The following is a 21,072-nucleotide window of genomic DNA, read 5'->3' on the forward strand; positions in this document are numbered from 1 at the left end:
ACCATCTAATCGCGCGGTCGCGCATTTCCTAGGTTCCGTTTGAACACGACGGCACACAGGCGATTGCGGGGCTCCTCCCGTCTCTCGCCCGGGCGAGGGACCGGACGATGAACCCGACCTACAACTTCAAGGGGCAGGTCGCCCTCGTCACCGGCGCGAGCGCCGGCATCGGGCTGGCGACCGTGCGGGCCTTCGCCGAGGCCGGCGCCTCCGTCGTTCTCTCCGACATCGACGAGGTGGCCTTGCGCCGCGAGACCGACGCGCTCACCGCAGCCGGCCACGAGGCCATCGCGGTCACCTGTGACGTGACGGACGAGGCGCAGGTCGCCGCCCTGGTCGGGCGGACCGTAGCCACCTACGGACGCCTGGACATGGCGTTCAACAACGCAGGCATCGCGGGTCCTTCGGGCGACCTGACCGACGAGACGGCGGAGGCGTTCGACGCGGTCAACGGGATCAACCTGCGCGGCGTCTGGGCCTGCATGAAGCACGAGCTCGTGCAGATGCGCGCCCAGGGCAGCGGCGCCATCGTCAACTGCTCGTCGCTCGGCGGCCTCGTCGGGCAAGCGCGCCGTGCCGCCTACCACGGCACGAAGCACGGTGTGATCGGCATCACGAAGAGCGCCGCGATGGACTACGCGCCACGCGGCATCCGGATCAACGCCGTCTGCCCGGGCGTGATCGACACGCCGATGTTCTCGGCCCTGCTCGAAAAGACCCCGGACGCGATGAAGGAGGTCACCCGCGACCAGCCCATCGGTCGCCTCGGCCGACCGGACGAACTCGCGGCGTCCGTCCTCTGGCTGCGCAGCTCCGCCGCCAGCTTCGTGATCGGCGTCGCCTTGCCGGTCGACGGCGGCTTCGTCGCCCACTGAGTCCCCCGACCCGAGGAGACGACCATGAGACGGATACAGTCCGAGGATGGAGCGCAAGCGGAGGGCCGCCGAGGCCCGAGCCGCCGCGACCTACTCGCGAGAACATGCCTCGTCGGCGCGGTGCTGGTCGCCGGCCGCCCGTCATGGGCGGCGTCGGACCAGCAGAGCGGCAACACCACCCAAGGCGCCGATGGGCGCAAGACAGGAATCGGAAAAATGGGAAAACGGAAGCTCGGTACGCTTGAGGTCTCGGCCATCGGCGCGGGATGCATGAGCATCAGTGCCAACTACGGACCGGCCACCGACAAGGCCGATGGTATCAAACTCATCCGTGCCGCCTACGATAAGGGGGTGACATTCTTCGATACGGCCGAAGTCTATGGCCCCTACGTCAACGAGGAGCTGGTCGGCGAAGCCCTCGCGCCTATCCGAGACAAGGTGAAGATCGCTAGCAAATTCGGCTTCAAGATCGACGGGACGATAGGGCTCGATAGCCGTCCGGAGCGAATCAAGCGTGTCATCGAGGAGTCGCTGAGGCGGCTGCGGACCGACCATCTCGACCTGTATTACCAGCACCGGGTCGATCCCGGCGTTCCTATCGAAGACGTCGCCGGAGCGGTGAGGGACCTCATCCAGGAGGGTAAGGTGTTGCATTTCGGGTTGTCGGAGGCGGGCCCTCGTACGATCCGCCGGGCTCATGCCGTCCAACCCGTGACTGCCGTGCAAAGCGAATACTCCCTGATGGAGCGTTCGCCCGAACGCAACGGCGTTTTCCAAACATGCGAGGAGCTCGGCATCGGCTTCGTGCCATGGGGACCTTTGGGGATGGGCTTCCTGTCGGGCAAACTCAACGGCGAGACGAAGCTCGACCCTAAGACGGACCTGCGGTCCGGGTTCTCTCGCTTCAGCCCTGAGAGTCTGAATGCCAACCAGCCTCTGATCGACCTCATTCGGAAGATCGCGGAGAAGGAAGGAGCCAAACCGACGCAGATTGCCTTGGCTTGGGTGCTGGCGCAGAAACCCTGGATCGTGCCGATCCCCGGCACCAGCAAGTTAGCCCACCTCGACGACAATGTTGGTGCTATCGACGTCGATCTGTCGGTGGAAGATCTTAAAGAAATCGATGTGGCTCTGTCCGCAATCACCATCCATGGCGGTCGCATGAACCCAGAGCAGATGAAGTCGGTAGAGCCGTAGCAATACCGCTCAAATCCTTCTCCCGGCCTCACGGAGCGGCCTGAGGGCCGCTTTTTGGGTCTTCGATCCCATTGTGCCCACCGGTTCGGTCTTCCGGCGTAGATCTTGTCGGCAACCGAGGTCTGCTTTTTCCATCCACGGAGCTGACGGCAGACCGGCAGAGACCCACCCGACCAAGTCGTACGCCCTCGTCCGCCCCGCTGCCTCGGAGCGGACGTTCCGACCTCCCGCAACAGGTCGCCAGGAGCCCCCTCTCGATGCGACCAAGCGTTCGGTCGCGCGCCCGCTCCCGCCCCGGTCGGGACGGGAGCGGGCGAAGCCTCCTACTCGGCCGCCTCGCTATAGGCGTCCACCGGCGGGCAGGAGCAAACGAGGTTGCGGTCGCCATAGGCGTTGTCGACGCGGTTGATCGGCGGCCAGTACTTGTCCATCCGCAGGCTCCCCGACGGGAAGCACGCCGCCTCGCGGGAATAGGGCCGCTCCCAGGGGCCGATCAGGTCCGCCACCGTGTGCGGCGCGTGTTTCAGCGGGTTGTCAGCCCGGTCCATCCGCCCCTCCTCGATGGCACAGATTTCTTCCCGGATCGCCAGCATGGCGTCGCAGAACCGGTCGATCTCGCCCTTGGTCTCGGATTCGGTCGGCTCGATCATCAGGGTGCCGGCCACCGGCCAGGACATGGTCGGCGGGTGGAAGCCGCAATCGATCAGGCGCTTGGCGATGTCCTCGACGCCGATCCCGGCCGATTTCTGGAAGGGCCGTACGTCGATGATGCATTCATGCGCCACGCGGCCCTGCGCCCCGGCATAGAGCACCGGATAGGCCCCCTTCAGGCGGCTGGCGATGTAATTGGCGTTGAGGATCGCGATGCGGGTCGCCTGGGTGAGTCCGCGTCCGCCCATGAGCAGGCAGTAGCTCCACGAGATCGGCAGGATCGAGGCCGAGCCGTAGGGTGCGGCCGAGACCGCACCTTCCTCGGCCGTCCGTGGATCGGAGGGCAGGAACGGGATCAGGTGCGCCTTGACGCCGATCGGGCCCATGCCGGGGCCGCCGCCGCCATGGGGGATGCAGAAGGTCTTGTGCAGGTTGAGGTGGCTGACATCGGCGCCGATGTCGCCGGGGCGGGCGAGGCCCACCATGGCGTTGAGGTTGGCCCCGTCGAGATAGACCTGGCCGCCATGGGCATGGACGATGTCGCAGATCTCGCGGACCCGCACCTCGAACACCCCATGCGTCGAAGGGTAGGTGATCATGCAGGCCGCGAGGTTTTCGGAATGCAGCTCGGCCTTCTTCGAAAAGTCCTCCACGTCGATGTTGCCGTGCCGGTCGGCGCCCACCACCACGACGCTCATGCCGCACATCTGGGCCGAGGCCGGGTTGGTGCCGTGCGCCGAGGACGGGATCAGGCAGATGGTGCGGTGCCCCTCCCCCCGCGACCGGTGATAGGCGCGGATGGCGAGCAGGCCGGCATATTCCCCCTGCGCGCCGGAATTCGGCTGCATCGAGATCGCGTCGTAGCCGGTGATCGCGCAGAGTTTTTCGGAGAAATCGCGCAGGAGCTCGTGGTAGCCCTCGGCCTGATCCGCCGGCACGAAGGGGTGGATCTCCGAGAATTCCGGCCAGGAGATCGGCAGCATCTCGGCGGTGGCGTTGAGCTTCATCGTGCAGGAGCCGAGCGGGATCATCGCCCGGTCCAGCGCCAGGTCGCGGTCGGCGAGGCGGCGCATGTAGCGCGTCATCTCGCTCTCGGCCCGGTTCATGTGGAAGATCGGGTGGGTGAGATAGGCGGAGGTGCGGACGTTGGCCTCCGGCAGGCGCGGGGCGGGCCAGGCCTCGTCGTAGGCGAGGTGGTCGCCGCCGAAGGCGCGCCACACCGCCTGGACGATGTCGGGCCGGGTGCGCTCGTCGACAGTGATGCCGATGCGGTCGGTGCCGACCTTGCGCAGGTTGATGCCGTTGGCCACGGCGTTGGCAAGGATCAGGCCCTGGAACGCCCCGACCCGGACCGTGACGGTGTCGAAGAACGTCTCCGACTCCACCGCGAAGCCGAGACTCTCCAGGCCCTGCGCCACCCGCACCGCGTCGCGATGGACCCGCGCGGCGATGGCCTTCAGCCCGCGCGGCCCGTGGAACACCGCGTACATCCCGGCGATGACCGCCAGCAGCACCTGCGCGGTGCAGATGTTCGAGGTCGCCTTCTCGCGGCGGATATGCTGCTCGCGGGTCTGCAGGGCGAGACGATAGGCGCGGTTGCCCCGCGCATCGACGGAGACGCCCACGAGACGGCCCGGAAGGGTGCGCTTGTGCGCGTCGCGGGTGGCGAGGTAGGCGGCGTGCGGGCCGCCATAGCCCATGGGCACGCCGTAGCGCTGCATCGTGCCGACGGCGATGTCGGCCCCCATCTCGCCCGGAGGCTTGAGGAGGGTGAGCGCCAGGGGGTCGGCGGCCATCACCGCCACCGCGCCGGCCGCGTGCAGGCGGGCGATGATCTCCGAGAAATCGTGGATGGCGCCGCAGACGCCGGGATACTGGAGAATCGCGCCGAAGACCTGCGCGGGGTCGAGATCGGTGGCGGGATCGCCGACGACGATCTCCCAGCCCAGCGGCGCGGCGCGGGTCTTCAGGACGGCGATGGTCTGGGGCAGGCATTCGGCATCGACGAAGAAGGCGGACTTGCCGTTACCGGCGATGCGCGAGGCCATGCCCATGGCCTCCGCCGCCGCCGTGGCCTCGTCCAGCAGCGAGGCGTTGGCGATGTCGAGCCCGGTGAGGTCGCAGACCAGGGTCTGGAAGTTCAGCAGCGCCTCGAGCCGGCCCTGGCTGATCTCGGGCTGGTAGGGCGAATAGGCCGTGTACCAGGCCGGGTTCTCGAAGATGTTGCGCTGGATCACCGGCGGCATCGTGGTGCCATGGTAGCCCTGGCCGATGAGCGAGACGAGGAGCCGGTTCTTGTCGGCGATGCCGCGCATGTGCTCCAGCACCCGGCGCTCGGTGAGCGACGTGCCGAAATCGATGCGCTCCGCCTGGCGGATGTCGGCCGGCAGGGTCTCGTCCACGAGGCCGTGAAGGCTCGGCGCGTCGACCACGGCGAGCATCGCCTCGATCTCCCCGGCGGTGGGGCCGATATGGCGGCGGTTGGCGAAATCATAAGGGTCGTAGCGGTCGTTGGGCATGATGGGCCTCGGAGGTCTCGAGAGGTTCGCACGCATCTCCCTCCCCCCTCTGCGGGGGAGGGTGGCCCTCGCGTCAGCGAGGGTCGGGAGAGGGGAGCGCCAGTTCCGGAGAGGTCGCCCCCTCTCCCGCCCGCTCCGCATCGGTTGCCGGGTTCACCCATCTGCTCGACGGTTGTGCCCTCTTTCCAAGAGGGTTTGGCATGAGGCGCGACGGGCTCCCTCTCCCGTTTGGGAGAGGGTTGGGGTGAGGGGCGTGGACTCCCCGAAAAGGTCACACACCTCACCCTGTCCCTCTCCTTCCAGGAGAGGGGACCCGAGCGGCCCGCGGGATGCGTGAACATCCTGGCCCGCAGGGGGGGAGGGTCAGTCGGTGCTACTTCGCGAACTCGGCGTAGGCCGCCTCGTCCATCAGCCCGTCGAGCGCCGAGACGTCGTCGAGGCGGAGGCGGTAGAGCCAGCCGGCGCCCTGCGGGTCGGTGCCGACGCTGGCCGGATCGGACACGGCGGCCTCGTTGACCTCCGTCACCTCGCCCGAGACCGGCGCGAACACGTCGGAGGCGGCCTTCACCGATTCCACCACCGCCGCCGCCTCGCCCTTGACGAGCTTGGCGCCGACCTTGGGCAGTTCGACGAAGACGAGGTCTCCGAGCTGCTCCGCCGCGTGGGCGGTGATGCCGATGGTGGCGATGTCACCGTCGATGGCCAGCCACTCGTGCTCGTCCGTGAATTTCAGCATGTTTCGCTCCGTGAAGAGGTGTGGGGGGAAGTCGGCCGGGGGCCGGGCGTCAACGGCGCTTGAAGCGTGCGGGAACGAAGGGAAGCGCCACGACCGAGACCGGCAGGCGCCGGCCGCGCACCTCCGCGTAGAGGCGGGTGCCGGGCGTCGACAGGGCGGCGGGAACGTAGCCCATGGCGATGGGGGCCTTGAGGCCGGGGCTGAAGCCGCCGGAGGTGACGCGGCCGATGCTCTCGCCGGCTTCCTCGGCGAAGAGCGCGGCCCCTCCCCGCACCGGGGTCGGCCCCTCGGGCAGCAGCCCGACGCGCCGTGATGCGGGACCGTCGGTGATCTCCGCCAGGATGCGCGCGGCGCCGGGAAACCCGCCCGCCCGCGCCCCGCCCGTGCGGCGGACCGGCTGGATCGCCCAGGTCAGGCCGGCCTCCACCGGGCTGGTGGCCGGATCGATATCGGAACCGTGCAGGCACAGGCCCGCTTCCAGGCGCAGGGAATCGCGGGCGCCGAGGCCCACCGGTTCCACGTCCCCGTCCTGGAGCAAGGCCTCGGCCACCATGTCCGCCGCCTCTTCGGGCAGCGAAATCTCGAACCCGTCCTCTCCGGTATAGCCCGAGCGGCTGACGATGGCGGCGGCCCCGAGGATGTCGACCACCCGCACGTCGAGGAAGCGCATGGCGGCGGTCTCCGGGGCGAGGCGCGCCAGGGCCTTCTCCGCCAGCGGCCCCTGGAGGGCGAGGAGCGCGCGGGGCAGCACCGCGATCTCGCACAGGCCGGTGAGATGGGCCCGGAGATAGGCCTCGTCGGCGAGTTTATTGGCGGCGTTGACGACCAGGATCAGGCTGTCGTCGAGGCGCGCGACCATGAGGTCGTCGAGGATGCCCCCGGTCTCGCCGGTGAGGAAGCCGTAGCGCTGCCGGCCCGGCGCCAGCCCCGACACGTCGATGGGGAGAAGGGTTTCGAGGGCGCGGGCAAGGTCCGCCATCCCGCCCGGACCCGGCTTCAGCTGGATCTGGCCCATATGCGACACGTCGAACAGCCCCGCCGCCCTGCGGGTATGGAGATGTTCGGCGATCAGGCCGGCCGGATAGTGCAGCGGAAGGGCATAGCCCGCGAAGGGCACCATGCGGGCCCCGTGGCGCAGGTGGAGCGCGTGGAGCGGCGTGCTGGAAGCATCGAGCGGCATCTGGTCTTCCCATGACAGAACGCGTCCGGCCGCTCGATCGAGCGATCCGGCTACCCCCATCTGTCACGGTTACCTGAGAGCTTCTCCCGACCCGGCGAGGGCGGGATTTCTCCTTCGGTGGACGCCCGCTAAGGCGCCTCTCTCCAGATTGTCAAAACGAAGCGGTGATTGTGCCTGAGAGTTTCCGGGGGTGGTTGCTCCGTCGGCGCCATGACCGGATCAGACCGGCCTGGGCTCTCCCGCTTCGTCATTCGCTGACGGGCTGAACGTCTCATGTCGGAAGAAGCGGCGCAAGGCCGCAGGTTTCAAAGACAGGATTCTGTGTCTCACCCGGCAGGGGTCGGGTCGGGTGGAACCGCCGGGACTCGCCGGGGATTCGCCTGTCATGGCCATCGCATCCGGGCACGACCTCGCCGGCCCCCGCCCCCGGCAGACCAAGCGCTCCCCCGACCTCGCCGACGCGAGCCTCAGCGACAAGGCGCTGGAGATCCACCGCCGGCTCTGCCCGGTCTACGGCTGCCCGATTCCCTATTTCCACAGCCTCGACCCCTTGAGCGAGCTCGTCTCCTCGCTGCTCTCCCATCGCACCCGGAACGCCGAGTCCGGCCGCGCCTTCAAGGCGCTGCGGGCGCGGTACCCGGACTGGGCCGACGTCGCGGCGGCGCCGGTGGAGGCGATCGAGGCGACGATCTCCGGCGTCACCTGGCCGGAACTGAAGGCGCCCCGCATCCGCGCCGTCCTGGCGGCGGTGGCCGAGCGTCACGGCGCCCTCTCCCTCGATTTCCTGAAGGAGATGGAGGTCGATGCGGCCCGCGCCTGGCTCGAGGCGATCCCCGGCGTGGGCCCGAAGACCAGCGCGGCGGTGCTCTCGTTCAGCCTGCTGCGGATGCCGGCCCTGCCGGTGGACAGCCACCATCACCGGGTGGCCCAGCGCACCGGCCTCATCGGCCCGAAGGTCGATGTCGGTCCCTCGCACCCGATCCTGCGAGCCCAGCTGCCGGCGGAGTGGAGCGCCCAGGATCTCTACGACAACCACGAGATCCTGATGCTCCACGGCCAGGCCGTCTGCCACCACCGCAATCCGACCTGCGGGACCTGCGTGTTGCTGGACATCTGCCCGACCGGGCAGGCGCGGGAGCGGGGTTAGGCGGAAGCAGCGATGCCCCCGCGCGGCGGCTTGACCGCTTGGCGGCTCCGTACACCGCGCTTCGCTCCCGCTTTCCGACCGCCACCACCGTTACAGTGATGCTGGTGTCGTCGACACGATAGACGAGCCGATAGCCCGCCGACCTGAGCTTGATCTTGTAGCAGTCCTTCAGGTCGGCATCGCGGAGCTTGTCCGCTTCGACCCTCGGGTTCAGCAGACGCTCCGCCAGCTTCTTCTTGAACTGGACCTGAAGCGTCTCGCCGAGCTTCTGCCATTCCTTGAGCGCGGACGGCAGAAATTGGAGCTCAAAGGGCATCCAGAGTGACCCGAACGGGCACTTCCCCGGCGCGCGCTTTCACGATCGTCGCCAGCACGTCGTCGTCGATGGCGTCCATCATGGCCTCGAAGGTCTCCGGCGGGACCATGTAGCCCATGACGCGGTTGTGATTCAGGATCGCCACCGGTGCTCCGTCGGCGCGGTTCATCACCGATGTCGGACTCTTCTTCAATTCCGACACACTGACCGCCACATCGGCCATGACACTCTGCAGTTGAGCGTCCATTCACCACCTCACTGCCTGCCGCCTCCCTGGAACGGCCGAGGCGATCGGACTTCGATACCAAATTTCGTACGCGAATTCGATTGTTTTGGTGTCCGGCACGACCTGTGCCGCCGATCCGTGCACCTTGACCGCCTTTGGTGAGGCGTTCAGAACGCAAGCGCCGATGCCCAAACCAAGCGCCGGCGTCTCCCTCGCCATCACGCACAGGAACCACGCGCGATGACCGCGTTCACAGAGCTCGTGTTCTCGGGCGTCCAGCCCACGGGCAACCTGCATCTCGGCAATTACCTGGGCGCCATCAAGCGCTTCGTGGAGATGCAGGAGCGCGACGCGCAGTGCCTCTACTGCGTCGTCGACATGCACGCGATCACCCTGTGGCAGGACCCGGCCGCGCTGAAGGGACAGATCCGCGAGGTCACGGCCGCCTTCCTCGCCGCCGGCATCGACCCGAAGCGCAGCATCGTCTTCAACCAGAGCCAGGTGCCGGCCCATGCCGAACTCGCCTGGATCTTCAACTGCGTCGCCCGCCTCGGCTGGCTCAACCGCATGACCCAGTTCAAGGACAAGGCCGGCAAGGACCGCGAGAACGCGAGCGTCGGGCTCTATGCCTATCCGGTGCTGATGGCCGCCGACATCCTGGCCTACCGCGCCACCCACGTGCCGGTGGGCGAGGACCAGAAGCAGCATCTCGAACTGACCCGCGACATCGCCCAGAAGTTCAACAACGATTTTTCGGACTCCATCGCGGCCCATGGGCACGATGCGGGCGAAGGGTTCTTCCCGATCACCGAGCCGCTGATCGGCGGCCCGGCCGCCCGCGTCATGTCCCTGCGGGACGGGACCAAGAAGATGTCGAAGTCGGATCCGTCCGACAATTCGCGCATCAACCTCACCGACGAGGCCGATGCCATCGCCGCCAAGGTGCGCAAGGCCAAGACCGATCCGGAGCCCCTGCCCTCCGAGACGGCGGGCCTCGCCGGTCGCCCCGAAGCCGACAATCTCGTGGGCATCTTCGCAGCCCTGAAGGGAATCACGCGCGACGACGTGCTCGCCGATTTCGGCGGCGCGCAGTTCTCGGCCTTCAAGGGCGCGCTGGTGGAACTTGCCGTGGAGACCCTGGCACCGATCGCCTCCGAGATGAAGCGCCTCGTGGCCGATAGCGACTACATCGATTCGGTCCTCGCCGACGGCTCCGAGCGCGCCGAAGCCATCGCGGCGCCCACCCTCGACGCGGTCAAGGACATCGTCGGCTTCGTTCGGCGCGGGCCGCGCCTCACGACGGTGCGGTGATGATCCAGGCGCTGGTCTTCGACGTCTTCGGGACGCTCGTTGACTGGCGCTCCGGGCTCGCGCGGGAGGCCGCGCGCCTGCTCGCGCCCTACGCGCCGGCGCTCGATGCCGGCGCCTTCGCGGATGCCTGGCGCGGCTGCTACGGGCTGTCGCTGGAGCCCGTGCGCTCAGGCGCGCGCGCCTACGTCGATCTCGACACAATCCAGGCCGAGTCACTCCCCGACGTGCTGGTGCAGTTCGGCATCGTGGGCGTGCCCGAGGACGTGCGGCGCGAGCTGGTCCAGGCGTGGCACCGGCTCGACGCCTGGCCCGAAGTGCCGGAAGGCATGCGCCGACTGCGCGAGCGCCACCTCCTGGCGCCCAATTCGAACGGCCATGTCCGGTTGATGGTGGACCTCGCCCGGCGTAACGGCTTGATCTTCGACGCGATCCTGGGCGGCGGCTATTCGCGCGACTTTAAGCCGAAGCCGGCGCTCTACCGCGACGCGGTGGCGGCCTTCGGCTTCGCCCCGGCGGAGACCCTGATGGTCGCCGCCCATTCGAACGATCTCGCGGCTGCGGCGAGCCATGGCCTGTCCACCGCCCATATCGCCCGGCCGCACGAGCACGGGCCGGCCGGCGGCGAGACCGCGCCCAGCGTCCCGGTCACCTACGCGGCCCGGAACCTTATGGATCTGGCCGATCAGCTCGGCTGCTGATGGTATGACAAAAGGGAGGGAACGCACGATGGCCGATTGGAACCCCGCCCTCTACACCCGCTTCGAGGACGAGCGCACCCGTCCGGCGGCCGAGCTCTTGGCCCGCGTGCCCCTCGAAGCCCCGCGCCTCGTCTACGATCTCGGCTGCGGCCCCGGCAATTCCACCGCGCTCATCGCGGCGCGGTTCCCCGACGCCGAGGTGATCGGCCTCGACACCTCGCCGGCCATGCTGGAGAGCGCGCGGCACCGCCTGCCCCGCCTCGCCTTCGCGCAGGCCGACGCCGCGACCTGGATTCCCGAGCGCGCTCCGGACCTGATCTACGCCAACGCCGTGCTGCAATGGCTGCCCGACCATCCGGTGCTCCTGCCCCGGCTCCTCGGCCTCCTGGCACCCGGCGGCGTGCTCGCCGTGCAGATGCCCGACAACCTCGCGGAACCTTCGCATCGTCTGATGCGCGAGGTGGCGGGTGCCGGTCCCTGGGCGGAAGCCATCGGCGACCCGGCCGTGGCGGGGCGGCTCGGGCGGATGCTGGAACCGGCCGGTTATTACGACCTGCTGGCGCCCCTCGCGGCGGAGATCGACGTCTGGCGCACCGCCTACCACCACCCGATGGCGGATGCGGCCGCCATCGTCGACTGGGTCAGCGCCACGGGCTTGCGGCCGTTCCTCGATCCGCTGGACCCGGACCAGAGAACCGGGTTCCTGGCCGCCTACGCGGCCGCCATCGAGGCCGGCTATCCGCCCCGCAGCGACGGGCGGCGCCTCCTCGCCTTCCCGAGGGTCTTCATCGTCGCGCGCAAGGGGGCCTGACGGACCGCCCGGCGCTCGCGGTGCCGGTCAGCTCGCCCGCACCACCACCTCCACGAGGTTGGTGCCCCCCGAGCGGATCCCGGCCTCGATCGCCGGGGCGATGTCGGCGGCCCGGGTCACCCGCCGCGACGGCACCCCCATGGAGGTGGCGAGCGCCGGAAAGTCGATGCGCGGTTCGGTGAGGTCCATGGCGATGAAGCGGTTGGCCCGCACCGAGGCATAGTGCGACTGCCCCTTCATGAAGGTCTTCAGGATGTTGTACTCGGCGTTGTTGATCACCACGAAGGTGACCGGCAGCTTCTCGTGCGCCGCCGTCCAGAGCGCCTGGGGCGAGTACATCGCGGCCCCGTCGCCCACGACGCAGACCACGGGCGCCCGGTCGATGCCGAGCGAGAAGCCCACCGCCGCCGGCATGCCCCAGCCGAGCACGCCGCCGCGCATCGCCGCGTATTGGTGGACGGCGTCACTGTTCAGGAAGGTCCGCAGGTGGGTGAGCGTCGCGGGCGCCTCGTCGATGATCGTGATCTGCGCCCCCACCGCCCGGGCCACCTCGCGGGCGGCCACCAGCGGCGCGATCACCGGATCCTCGAAGGCGGCGTCGGCCGCGTCGGCCAGCGTCGCCCGCCGCTCGTCCCGGGCCGTCTCCGCCTGCGCGCGCAGCACCGCGTAGGCGGCGGCGCGGTCGGCCACGCGCGGGGCCAGGAGCGGCAGCAGCGCGTTCAGGGAAGCCTGGATGTCGCCCACCGTCGACAGGCTGGTGGCGTAGGTGCGCCCAAGATCGCGGACATCCGCCGAGAGCTGGAACACCTGCGTTCCCGGCGGCACCGCGGAGACCTCCGAGTACAGAATGGTGATCAGCGACTTGCCGCCCAACGCGAAGACCGCGTCGTAGCGCCCCAAAATGTCGGCGATGGCGTCGGCCCGGGTCGGCAGGTTGCCGGCCCAGAGCGGGTGGGCGGTGGGGAACGGAATGTGGGCCGGCCAGGACGAGCCGTAGACCGGCGCCGACAGCAGGTCGGCCAGGGCCACCACCTCGGCGGAGGCGTCCGAGGCGTCGATCTCGTCGCCGGCGATCAGCGCCAGGCGGCCCGGCGCGATGCCGGCGAGCAGGCTCGCGAGCCGGTCGAGGGAGCCTGCCACCGCCCGCTGGTCGATGGTCGAGGTCTCGCCCGCCGGGGTCGTGGTCATCGCCTCCATCACGTCCATCGGCAGGGACAGGAAGACCGGACCGGACGGGGCCGCTCCGCAATCGTGGAAGGCGCGGCGCAGGAGCACCGGGATCTGGTCCGGGCTGGTGACCTCGCGCGCCCATTTCATCACCGGATCGGCGATGGCCACGAGGTCGCCCATCAGCAGAGGGTCGGAGAGGGCGTGGCGCAGGTCCTGCTGTCCGGCGGTGACCACCAGCGGCGTGCCGCTGACCTGCGCGTTCCACAGCGCGCCCATGCCGTGGCCGAGGCCGCCGGCGGTGTGCAGGTTGAGGAAGGCGGGCCGGCGCGCCCCTTGCGCGTAGCCGTCGGCCATCGCCACCGCGGTCGCCTCCTGCAGGGCGAGGATGTAGCCGATGTCCTGCGCCTCGGTGAGCGCGTCGATCAGCGGCAATTCGGTGGTGCCGGGATTGCCGAAGATGTAGCGCACGCCCTCCGAGCGCAGCACGTCCAGCAGCAGCTCGGCGCCCCTGCGGCTCCCGGCGGCGTCCACGGTCTCGATCGGCATGCGCAGGCCCTCCTCCGCCCCCCGGCGGAATCACGGCGAAGCTAGACCATGGGCACGCGGCCCCGAAGACCCGCGGCCCCGAAGACCCGCGGCCTCGTCCCGGGCAACGAATCCGGGACGAGGCCGCGGCGCCCTCAGCTCTCGCCGCGCGCCACCCGTTCCTCGTATTCCGGCAGGGCGAGCCGGCCTTCCTTCTCGACCCGTGCCTTGTCCTCGTCCGAGATCACGTCGCCGACCATGTCGAGGCGCTTCCACAGGGCCAGCGGCGTCTCCTTGTCCGGCTGCGGCACGTATCGGTTCTGCGAAACCTTCTGGTACTTGTGGATGTAGCGCGGGCAGTTGACCCAGGCTTTCGTCACCTCGATCTTCACCAAGTACTTGGCCTCGGTGTACTCGGCCATCAGCGGATCGTCGCGCAGCATCCGGGCGTGTCCCTGGACGCGGACCCGGTGCGGGGTCTCGAAATCGATGAACAGCAGCCCGACCTTGGACTGACCCTCGATGTTGCCCATCGAGTACCACATGCCGTTGCCGTCGAGCCCCGGAAAGACCAGCGTGTTGGCGTCCAGCACCTTCACGAAGCCGGTCGCTCCGCCCTTGTAGGAGACGGTGGGCATGCCGTCGGGATCGACGGTGGACAGGAAGAACATGTCCCGGCTGCCGATGAAGGCCGCCTCGTCGGGACCGATCTGGTCATGGACCCAGCCGGTATCGAGACGCTCGGCGAGCTTGACGGTGTTGTATTCTTCCTGAAGCGCGCGATGCTCGTCGTAATAGAGCGATGCCATGCATGTCCTCCAACCTTCGGCCGCTCTCAGATGGGCGACCGTTGCCGGCATGATCGCCGGGTTTTCTTGAGAGTACAACGGGGGCCCGTCTCTCCCCTCCGCGTTCCGAACCATCGACCGTCGGTCCGGCTCCCGCGTTGGAAGATAGCATGCGTCATTGACGTATGATTGCCGTTGGGATAGACAATCGGCATGCCCTCGCCCTTGCATACGGTCGCGGGAACTTCCGAGTTCGTCAGGGATGCGGATGCCGAGCGCATGCCGGCCGCGACTCGGACGGCGCTCAAGGGCATGCTCGCCGCGAACCCGGAGGCCGGTGATCTCATCGTCGGCTCGGGCGGTATCCGCAAGGTGCGGGTTGCTGGCCGAAGCAAGGGCAAGAGCGGCGGTTATCGCGTGCTCGCCGCTTATGTCGGACCCGATGCGCCGGTCTACCTCCTGGCGGTTCTCAGCAAGGGGGACCGAGAGAATTTTTCGCCGGCGGAGGTCCAGCAACTGGCTCGGCTCACGGCCTCCATCAAGGCGCATTGGCGGAAGCGTCGGACGTGACGCACCGTCATCCATACGGCAAAGGGCATCGCCCCCTCACAGGAGCAAGGTCGATCATGGGCAGGGACATTTTCGAGCGGACCGTTTCGGCTCTGCGTGAGGCCGAGGATCATGCCCAGGGAGGGATGCCGGCCGGCCTCATCGTTCACGTCCCCGAGACGGTCGATGTCGCCGGGATCCGCAGGCGGACCGGCAAGGCACAGCCGGCCTTCGCCGCGAGCATCGGCGTGCCCGTCGCGACGCTCCGGCAATGGGAGCACCAGCGGCGCCAGCCCCAGGGGCCGGCACGCGTACTCCTGGCTCTCCTCGACAAGAATCCGCGCCTCGTCGAGGAGACGCTGGGACATGTGCCGTGACGGCAGGCGGGATCGGGGCGTGTCCCATCGGGAGAGGTCGCGCCCTCTCCCGGTCGCTCGGCCACCACCCTCCCCCCGGAGAGGGGGGGAAAGTTTCGCCTACGAAAAAGCCGGCCCCGCTTTCACGAGGCCGGCTTCATCCCTGATGGGCAGCCGGGCGAAGCCCGGCTGCTACTCACAAAAAATCAGTTCTTGGACTTGTCGACGAGGGCCTTCTCGGAGATCCACGGCATCATGCCACGGAGCTTGGCGCCGACTTCCTCGATCGGGTGACGGGCGAGCTTGGCGCGGGTGGCCTTGAACGAGGTCTGGCCGACCTTGTTCTCCAGCATCCAGTCGCGGGTGAACTTGCCCGACTGGATGTCGTCCAGCACGCGCTTCATCTCGGCCTTGGTCTCGCTCGTGACGATGCGCGGGCCGGTGACGTATTCACCGTACTCGGCGGTGTTCGAGATCGAGTAGTTCATGTTGGCGATGCCGCCCTCGTAGATGAGGTCGACGATGAGCTTCACCTCGTGGAGGCACTCGAAATAGGCCATCTCGGGGGCGTAGCCGCCTTCGACCAGGGTCTCGAAGCCGGCCTTGATCAGCTCGACGAGGCCGCCGCAGAGCACGGCCTGCTCGCCGAACAGGTCGGTCTCGCACTCTTCCTTGAAGGTGGTCTCGATGATGCCGGCGCGGCCGCCGCCATTGGCCGAGGCGTAAGAGAGGCCGAGGTCGTGGGCGTTGCCCGACGCGTCCTGCGCGATGGCGATCAGGGTCGGCACGCCGCCGCCCTTAAGGTACTCGCCGCGCACGGTGTGGCCGGGGCCCTTGGGGGCGACCATCAGCACGTCGAGGTCCTTGCGCGGCTCGATGAGGTTGAAGTGCACGTTGAGGCCGTGGGCGAACAGGAGGGCGGCGCCCTGCTTCATGTTGCCTTCCAGCGACTCCTTGTAGATGTCGCCCTGCAGCTCGTCGGGGGTGAGCATCATGACGACGTCGGCCTGGCGGGCGGCGTCGGCGACGTTCATCACCGTGAAGCCCTCGTGCTCCGCCTTCTTGGCGGTGGCCGAGCCTTCGCGCAGGGCGATGACGATGTCCTTCACGCCGGAATCGCGCAGGTTGAGGGCGTGGGCGTGGCCCTGGCTGCCGTAGCCGACGATGACGACCTTCTTGCCCTTGATCAGGTTGAGGTCGGCGTCACGATCGTAATAGACCCGCATGGTTGGATGTCCTCTTCGCGTGGGGTGTCAGGGTCGGGCCTGGCCGTAGAGGGCCAGGAACTGGTCGACGGCGCGGGCCGCGTCGCGTCGGATCTCGGCGGCGTCGAGGTCGAGCGCATCGCCGAGGAGAAGTCGGATCTGGACGTCGCGCCCGACCAGGCCGAAGAAGGTCCGGAAGGCGGTCTCGCTGTCCTCGAAGGCGAGGAGCCCGGCCGTACGGCCCGCCTCCAGCACGGGCTTGACCCGCCCGCCGATGGCCAGCCGCCCGTTCGCCAGCACGATGGCGCCGAGGTTGCCCTTGCGCGAGCCGGCATGCGCGATGGCGATGCGGTTCAGCACCACCGAGGTGCGGCCCGCGATGACGTCGAGCCAGGTCACGGCGAAATCGAGCAGGCGATCGCGTAAGGCTGCCGCATCGAGCGCGCCCGCCGCGTCGCGCCCCGCATGGACCCGCGAGGCCTGCCAGCGCACTGTAGCGGTGAGCAGACCGTCCCGGTCCCCGAACCATTTGTACAGGGTTTCCTTCGAGCAGCTCGCCCGGCGCGCCACCGCGTCCATGGTGAGCTGGTCGCCCTCCTCGACGAGGAGGCCGAGCACGGCATCGAGCACCGCCTGCTGGCGGGCCGAAGGCGCCTCGTGCACCGTCTCGTCGCGGGGGATCGTCGCGCTCATGCGTCCGGGAAAACCAGTACCGTACCGTACGGTACGCGGCGGCATAGGCCGATTTGCCGTCCCGAACAAGAGGCGGCGTGCCCGTCGTCGCGCCTTATTCCGGCAGTTTGAGGCCTTCGCGGGCGAACACCGCCTGCACGGCGGGACGCGCCGCCATGGCGCGGGCATGCTTAGTCCAATGGGGAAAGCGCTCCGCCATGTCGAAACCGAGCGCCGGGCCGCGGCCCCAGGTCCAGAACAGCAGCAGGTAGGGATCGGCGACGCTATAGGCCTCGCCGGCGGCCCATCCGCCATTGGAGAGCTTGACCTCGGTCATCGTGAAGAGGTCGCCGCAGGTCTCCGCGCCCTTGGCCTGGATGCCCGGAAAGGCCGTCTCGTCGTTCGTGTAGCGCTCGGCCCGGCGGATATGCGCGTAGGCGATGTGATGACCGGTCGAGAGCCAGCCGAGCCATTCGTCGACCCGCGCCCGATCGCGCGGCGCCTCGGGCCACAGGCCGGCCTGCGGGTGGCTGCGCGCGATGTGGCGCAGGATGGCGGTGTTCTCGGTGAGCACCCACCCGTCCTCGACCAGCGCCGGGACGCGGCCGCGCTCGTTGACGGCGAGGTATTCGGGCGCCCGCTGGTCGCCCTTGGCGAGGTCGAGCCGCACGGTCCCGTAGGACGCGCCGGTCTCCTCCAGGGCGATGTGGGAGGCGAGGGAACAGGCGCCGGGGGCGTAGTAGAGGGTGGTCATGACGTCCTTTCGACGTGGTCAAGAATCGAGGCGGAGACCGAGCAGCGTCGCAACTGTGCGTCTGACATCATCCAAGACATCTGGAGGTACCGTCCCGATCTTCCGGAAGCCCCGCATCGAGCGGTCCACACAACGGATTTGATCGCACAACACGGCCCCCGCCACGCCGAGGCCATCCGGCAGGACGACCTTGGTCGGCCAAGCCGTGACATTCGATGTGACGGCGCAGACGATCGCCGTTGCATTCCGTTGATGGAAGCCTCGGGCGGTGAGGACGAGCGCCGGCCGAACCCCCGATTGTTCGCGACCAAGTGTTGGACGGAAATCGACCCAAACGATATCTCCGGCGTCCGGGAGGGCCGCCTCACCGGCTCCAGTCGTCATCGATGATCTCCGCGCCGACGTCAGGACCCCAATCCACGGGTTCGGGTCGGTTCGCCGGGCCGAGGCGATCCATTTCGGCGAACATTTCTTCAAGAGACGGCACAAGACGGCGTGGGTTGATCTCTACGATCTGCCCATCGCTCAATCCGTGCTCGTGTCCCATCCTTGCAGGAAACCGGATGACGAACTCATCGCCTGTCTGGGTCACCTTGGCCTTCATGGCGCACGACCTCTCGTTTAGCGCCGGCACTCTACCACCGTCGGCGAAAAAGCCTCACATCGCCTCCGACCCCCGCCCCATGGCGGCGATCCCCGTGCGGGAAATCTCCACGAGGCCGATCACCGTCATCAGGCCGATGAAGCGGTCGATCTCCTCGGTGGTGCCGGTGACCTCGAACACGAAGGAGTTCAGGGTCGCGTCGAGGGTCTTGGCGCCGAAGGCGGCGGCCAGGGTGAGCGACTCGGTGCGGTGTTCACCGGTGCCCGCCACCTTGACGAGGCAGAGCTCGCGCTCGAGGGCCTTGCCCTGGAGCGTGAGGTCGACCACCCGGTGCACGGGCACGAGCCGGTCGAGCTGCGCCTTGATCTGCTGGATCACGGCGTCGGTGCCGGCGGTGACGATGGTGATGCGCGAAATGTGGCGCGCCACCTCGGTCTCCGACACCGTCAGGCTCTCGATGTTGTAGCCGCGTCCCGAGAACATCCCCGCGATCCGCGCGAGGACGCCCGGCTCGTTGTCCACGATGACGGCGAGGGTGTGCCGGTTGATGGGCTCGACCCGGCCGGCATCGGGGTAGTGCGTGTTCATGGCGTTCATGGACCTGTCTCCTCGGTGCCGTCGGTCAGACCAGCATCTTGCCTTCCTCGGAGATCACGTCGCCGAGGTCCATTCCGGTCTCGCCGAGGTAGTCGGAGAGCAGCATCTCGTTGTGCGCCTTGCCCGACGGGATCATCGGGAAGCAGTTCTCTTTCTTGTCGACGATGCAGTCGAAGATGACCGGGCCGTCATGGGCCAGCATCTCGGCGATCGCCCCGTCGAGCTCGCCCGGCTTGTCGCAGCGCATGCCCTTGGCACCGTAGGCCTCCGCCAGCTTGACGAAGTCCGGCAGGCTTTCCGAATAGCTCTGCGAATAGCGCGAGCCGTGCAGCAGCTCCTGCCACTGGCGCACCATGCCCATGTACTCGTTGTTCAGGATGAAGATCTTGACCGGCAGGCGATACTGCACGGCCGTCGACATCTCCTGGATGTTCATCAGGATCGAGGCTTCGCCGGCGATGTCGATGACGAGACCGTCCGGATTGGCGAGCTGGGTGCCGATGGCCGCGGGCAGGCCGTAGCCCATGGTGCCGAGGCCGCCGGAGGTCATCCAGCGGTTCGGCTCCTCGAACTTGAAGTACTGCGCCGCCCACATCTGGTGCTGGCCGACCTCCGTGGTGACGAAGGTCTTCCGGTCCTTGCAGGCCTCGTAGAGACGCTGCACGGCGTATTGCGGCTTGATGATCGTGCCCGACGGCCAGTAGGCGAGGCAGTCGCGCGCCTTCCACGTGCGGATCTTGGCTATCCACTCGTCGAAGCGGCCCTGGTCGGGGCGCTTGGGCAGGGCCTTCCAGGCCGCGAGCATGTCCTCGAGCACCGAGCCGCAATCGCCGACGATGCCCACATCGACCTTGACCACCTTGTTGATCGAGGAGGCGTCGACGTCGATGTGGATCTTCTTCGAGAACGGCGAGAACGCGTCGAGACGGCCGGTGATGCGGTCGTCGAAGCGCGCCCCGACGCAGATCATCACGTCGCATTCGTGCATCGCGAGATTGGCTTCGTAGGTCCCGTGCATGCCGAGCATGCCGAGGAACTGCGGGTTGGAGGCCGGGAAGGCGCCCAGACCCATCAGGGTCGAGGTGACGGGAAAGCCGGTGACCTCCGCCAGCTGGCGCAGGAGCGCCGAGGCGTGCGGGCCGGAATTGATGACGCCGCCGCCGGTATAGAGGATCGGCCGGCGCGCGCCGGCCATCAGCTCGACGGCGGCCTGGATCGCCTGGGCATCACCCTTGAAGGCGGGGCGGTAGGTCTTGTGGCCGTTACGGGTCGGACGCTCGTAGATCCCGCTGGCGAACTGGATGTCCTTGGGCAGATCGACCACGACGGGACCCGGCCGCCCGTTGGACGCCACGAAGAAGGCCTCGTGCAGGATGCGCGGCAGGTCGTCGATCGATTTGACCAGGTAATTGTGCTTCGTGCAGTGGCGCGTGATGCCCACCGTGTCGCATTCCTGGAACGCATCGGTGCCGATCAGGTGCGTCGGGACCTGGCCGGTGATGCAGACGAGGGGGATCGAATCCAGCATCGCGTCGGTGAGCCCGGTGACGATGTTGGTGGCGCCGGGGCCGGAAGTGACGAGGACGCAGCCGACCTTGCCCGACGAGCGGGCATAGCCCTCGGCCGCATGCACCGCGCCCTGCTCGTGCCGGACGAGGACGTGCTTCAGTTCTTCCTGGTGGAAGAGGGCATCGTAGATCGGCAGCACGGCGCCGCCCGGATACCCGAACAGCGTATCGACACCCTGATCCCGGAACGCCCGGATGACCATTTCGGCCCCGGTCATGACCTCGCCGCTCATCGTCCTGCTCCTAAAAAACTGATTGAACCCCGTGTCAAACGTCTCGTCGCGGCAACAAAAAAGGGCCCCGAAGGACCCTGCAAGCGCCACCATCCGGATCACGACCCCTGTATCAGGGTCGCCCGGTTGGTGGCGCTTCCGTTACGATAAGGATGACCCGCATGGGAAAACCGAAACCTCGTCGTTCGTCGATCTGACGAATCGTAAACTCGTGACCGGTTGTTTAAACAGATCCGAGGAGCCGGTCAACGCCGTCCGGAGCAAGATAATGCCTCGGGCGGTCACGGTGACGAGGCCTGTCGGTCCTCGCGACGACAATCCTCGCGGATTCACTCCCTTAGCGTTTGCTGGCCTACGATCGGCGGACGAGGGGCTCAAGGCACC

Annotated in this window: 21 protein-coding genes, 1 pseudogene and 1 riboswitch; of the genes and pseudogenes, 8 read left to right on the top strand and 14 right to left on the bottom strand. The window is 68.1% G+C overall.

Going from position 1 to position 21,072, the window contains the following annotated elements; genetic code table 11:
* The first annotated feature begins 107 nt into the window (after positions 1–107).
* Together MKK51_RS16670 and MKK51_RS16675 are read left to right on the top strand one after the other, a co-directional pair.
* Entirely contained in the window at positions 108–875 is a 768-nt protein-coding gene (locus tag MKK51_RS16670; RefSeq protein WP_243978961.1) for a glucose 1-dehydrogenase, read from the top strand.
* A gap of 24 nt (positions 876–899) precedes the next feature.
* Positions 900–2,072, top strand: a complete 1,173-nt coding sequence (locus MKK51_RS16675; protein ID WP_243978962.1) for an aldo/keto reductase — start codon at positions 900–902, stop codon at positions 2,070–2,072.
* Positions 2,073–2,395: 323 nt separating this feature from the next.
* Here MKK51_RS16675 and gcvP read toward each other — a convergent pair whose 3' ends face one another.
* The 3 genes from gcvP to gcvT all read right to left on the bottom strand — a co-directional run bounded on the left by gcvP (position 2,396) and on the right by gcvT (position 7,158).
* On the bottom strand, positions 2,396–5,242 hold the full coding sequence (gcvP, locus tag MKK51_RS16680) for an aminomethyl-transferring glycine dehydrogenase (RefSeq protein ID WP_243978963.1): 2,847 nt from the start codon (positions 5,240–5,242) through the stop codon (positions 2,396–2,398).
* 373 nt (positions 5,243–5,615) lie between these two features.
* Complete coding sequence (gene gcvH / locus MKK51_RS16685; protein ID WP_243978964.1) at positions 5,616–5,978, bottom strand: glycine cleavage system protein GcvH; 363 nt, start codon at positions 5,976–5,978, stop codon at positions 5,616–5,618.
* Positions 5,979–6,027: 49 nt separating this feature from the next.
* Positions 6,028–7,158, bottom strand: coding sequence for a glycine cleavage system aminomethyltransferase GcvT (gcvT, locus tag MKK51_RS16690; protein WP_243978965.1), 1,131 nt, complete (start codon positions 7,156–7,158; stop codon positions 6,028–6,030).
* A 50-nt stretch (positions 7,159–7,208) separates the two neighbouring features.
* A riboswitch (glycine riboswitch) is annotated at positions 7,209–7,315 on the bottom strand.
* Between the two features lie 228 nt (positions 7,316–7,543).
* On the opposite strand from gcvT, the gene nth reads away from it, so the two are divergent.
* Positions 7,544–8,305 carry an endonuclease III domain-containing protein gene (nth, locus tag MKK51_RS16695; protein ID WP_243978966.1) on the top strand — a complete coding sequence of 254 codons (762 nt, stop codon included), beginning with the start codon at positions 7,544–7,546 and terminating at the stop codon, positions 8,303–8,305.
* 73 nt (positions 8,306–8,378) lie between these two features.
* Here nth and MKK51_RS16700 read toward each other — a convergent pair.
* A pseudogene (locus MKK51_RS16700) lies at positions 8,379–8,621 on the bottom strand (type II toxin-antitoxin system RelE family toxin); the annotation flags it as partial.
* Positions 8,611–8,844: a type II toxin-antitoxin system Phd/YefM family antitoxin gene (locus tag MKK51_RS16705; protein WP_243978967.1), complete on the bottom strand. Its 234-nt coding sequence runs from the start codon at positions 8,842–8,844 to the stop codon at positions 8,611–8,613. The gene MKK51_RS16705 and the pseudogene MKK51_RS16700, both read right to left, overlap by 11 nt.
* A 243-nt stretch (positions 8,845–9,087) precedes the next feature.
* Between MKK51_RS16705 and trpS the strand changes: the two genes are divergently transcribed.
* The 3 genes from trpS to tam are packed head-to-tail and all read left to right on the top strand — an operon-like array spanning position 9,088 to position 11,667.
* On the top strand, positions 9,088–10,158 hold the full coding sequence (trpS, locus tag MKK51_RS16710; RefSeq protein ID WP_243978968.1) for a tryptophan--tRNA ligase: 1,071 nt from the start codon (positions 9,088–9,090) through the stop codon (positions 10,156–10,158).
* A complete protein-coding gene (locus tag MKK51_RS16715; protein WP_243978969.1) occupies positions 10,155–10,856 on the top strand; it encodes a haloacid dehalogenase type II in 702 nt (233 codons plus the stop codon). The genes trpS and MKK51_RS16715 overlap by 4 nt, the downstream gene beginning before the upstream one ends.
* 28 nt (positions 10,857–10,884) lie before the next feature.
* A complete protein-coding gene (tam, locus tag MKK51_RS16720; protein ID WP_243978970.1) occupies positions 10,885–11,667 on the top strand; it encodes a trans-aconitate 2-methyltransferase in 783 nt (260 codons plus the stop codon).
* 27 nt (positions 11,668–11,694) lie between these two features.
* Here tam and MKK51_RS16725 read toward each other — a convergent pair whose 3' ends face one another.
* Positions 11,695–13,383, bottom strand: coding sequence for a thiamine pyrophosphate-binding protein (locus MKK51_RS16725; RefSeq protein ID WP_243978971.1), 1,689 nt, complete (start codon positions 13,381–13,383; stop codon positions 11,695–11,697).
* 134 nt (positions 13,384–13,517) lie between these two features.
* Positions 13,518–14,171 carry a pyridoxamine 5'-phosphate oxidase family protein gene (locus MKK51_RS16730; RefSeq protein ID WP_243978972.1) on the bottom strand — a complete coding sequence of 218 codons (654 nt, stop codon included), beginning with the start codon at positions 14,169–14,171 and terminating at the stop codon, positions 13,518–13,520.
* Between the two features lie 258 nt (positions 14,172–14,429).
* Between MKK51_RS16730 and MKK51_RS16735 the strand changes: the two genes are divergently transcribed.
* Both MKK51_RS16735 and MKK51_RS16740 read left to right on the top strand, forming a co-directional pair.
* Positions 14,430–14,720: a type II toxin-antitoxin system RelE/ParE family toxin gene (locus MKK51_RS16735; RefSeq protein WP_243978973.1), complete on the top strand. Its 291-nt coding sequence runs from the start codon at positions 14,430–14,432 to the stop codon at positions 14,718–14,720.
* A gap of 56 nt (positions 14,721–14,776) precedes the next feature.
* Positions 14,777–15,076, top strand: coding sequence for a helix-turn-helix domain-containing protein (locus tag MKK51_RS16740; RefSeq protein ID WP_243978974.1), 300 nt, complete (start codon positions 14,777–14,779; stop codon positions 15,074–15,076).
* Positions 15,077–15,261: 185 nt separating this feature from the next.
* Here MKK51_RS16740 and ilvC read toward each other — a convergent pair whose 3' ends face one another.
* The 7 genes from ilvC to MKK51_RS16775 form a co-directional block, all read right to left on the bottom strand.
* Positions 15,262–16,281 carry a ketol-acid reductoisomerase gene (gene ilvC, locus MKK51_RS16745; protein ID WP_243978975.1) on the bottom strand — a complete coding sequence of 340 codons (1,020 nt, stop codon included), beginning with the start codon at positions 16,279–16,281 and terminating at the stop codon, positions 15,262–15,264.
* 27 nt (positions 16,282–16,308) lie between these two features.
* Positions 16,309–16,953: a TetR/AcrR family transcriptional regulator C-terminal domain-containing protein gene (locus MKK51_RS16750; protein ID WP_243978976.1), complete on the bottom strand. Its 645-nt coding sequence runs from the start codon at positions 16,951–16,953 to the stop codon at positions 16,309–16,311.
* Positions 16,954–17,047: 94 nt separating this feature from the next.
* Positions 17,048–17,686 (bottom strand): glutathione S-transferase family protein, encoded by a 639-nt coding sequence (locus MKK51_RS16755; protein ID WP_243978977.1) that lies wholly within the window; start codon positions 17,684–17,686, stop codon positions 17,048–17,050.
* Positions 17,687–17,704: 18 nt separating this feature from the next.
* A complete protein-coding gene (locus MKK51_RS16760; protein ID WP_243978978.1) occupies positions 17,705–18,070 on the bottom strand; it encodes a type II toxin-antitoxin system PemK/MazF family toxin in 366 nt (121 codons plus the stop codon).
* Positions 18,051–18,290, bottom strand: coding sequence for a MazF family transcriptional regulator (locus MKK51_RS16765; protein WP_243978979.1), 240 nt, complete (start codon positions 18,288–18,290; stop codon positions 18,051–18,053). The genes MKK51_RS16760 and MKK51_RS16765 overlap by 20 nt, the downstream gene beginning before the upstream one ends.
* 54 nt (positions 18,291–18,344) lie before the next feature.
* Complete coding sequence (gene ilvN, locus MKK51_RS16770; RefSeq protein ID WP_018044192.1) at positions 18,345–18,887, bottom strand: acetolactate synthase small subunit; 543 nt, start codon at positions 18,885–18,887, stop codon at positions 18,345–18,347.
* A 25-nt stretch (positions 18,888–18,912) separates the two neighbouring features.
* On the bottom strand, positions 18,913–20,688 hold the full coding sequence (locus tag MKK51_RS16775) for an acetolactate synthase 3 large subunit (protein WP_243978980.1): 1,776 nt from the start codon (positions 20,686–20,688) through the stop codon (positions 18,913–18,915).
* Positions 20,689–21,072 lie beyond the last annotated feature (384 nt).

Source organism: Methylobacterium sp. E-045 (genome assembly GCF_022829685.1).
Taxonomy (GTDB): Bacteria; Pseudomonadota; Alphaproteobacteria; order Rhizobiales; family Beijerinckiaceae; genus Methylobacterium.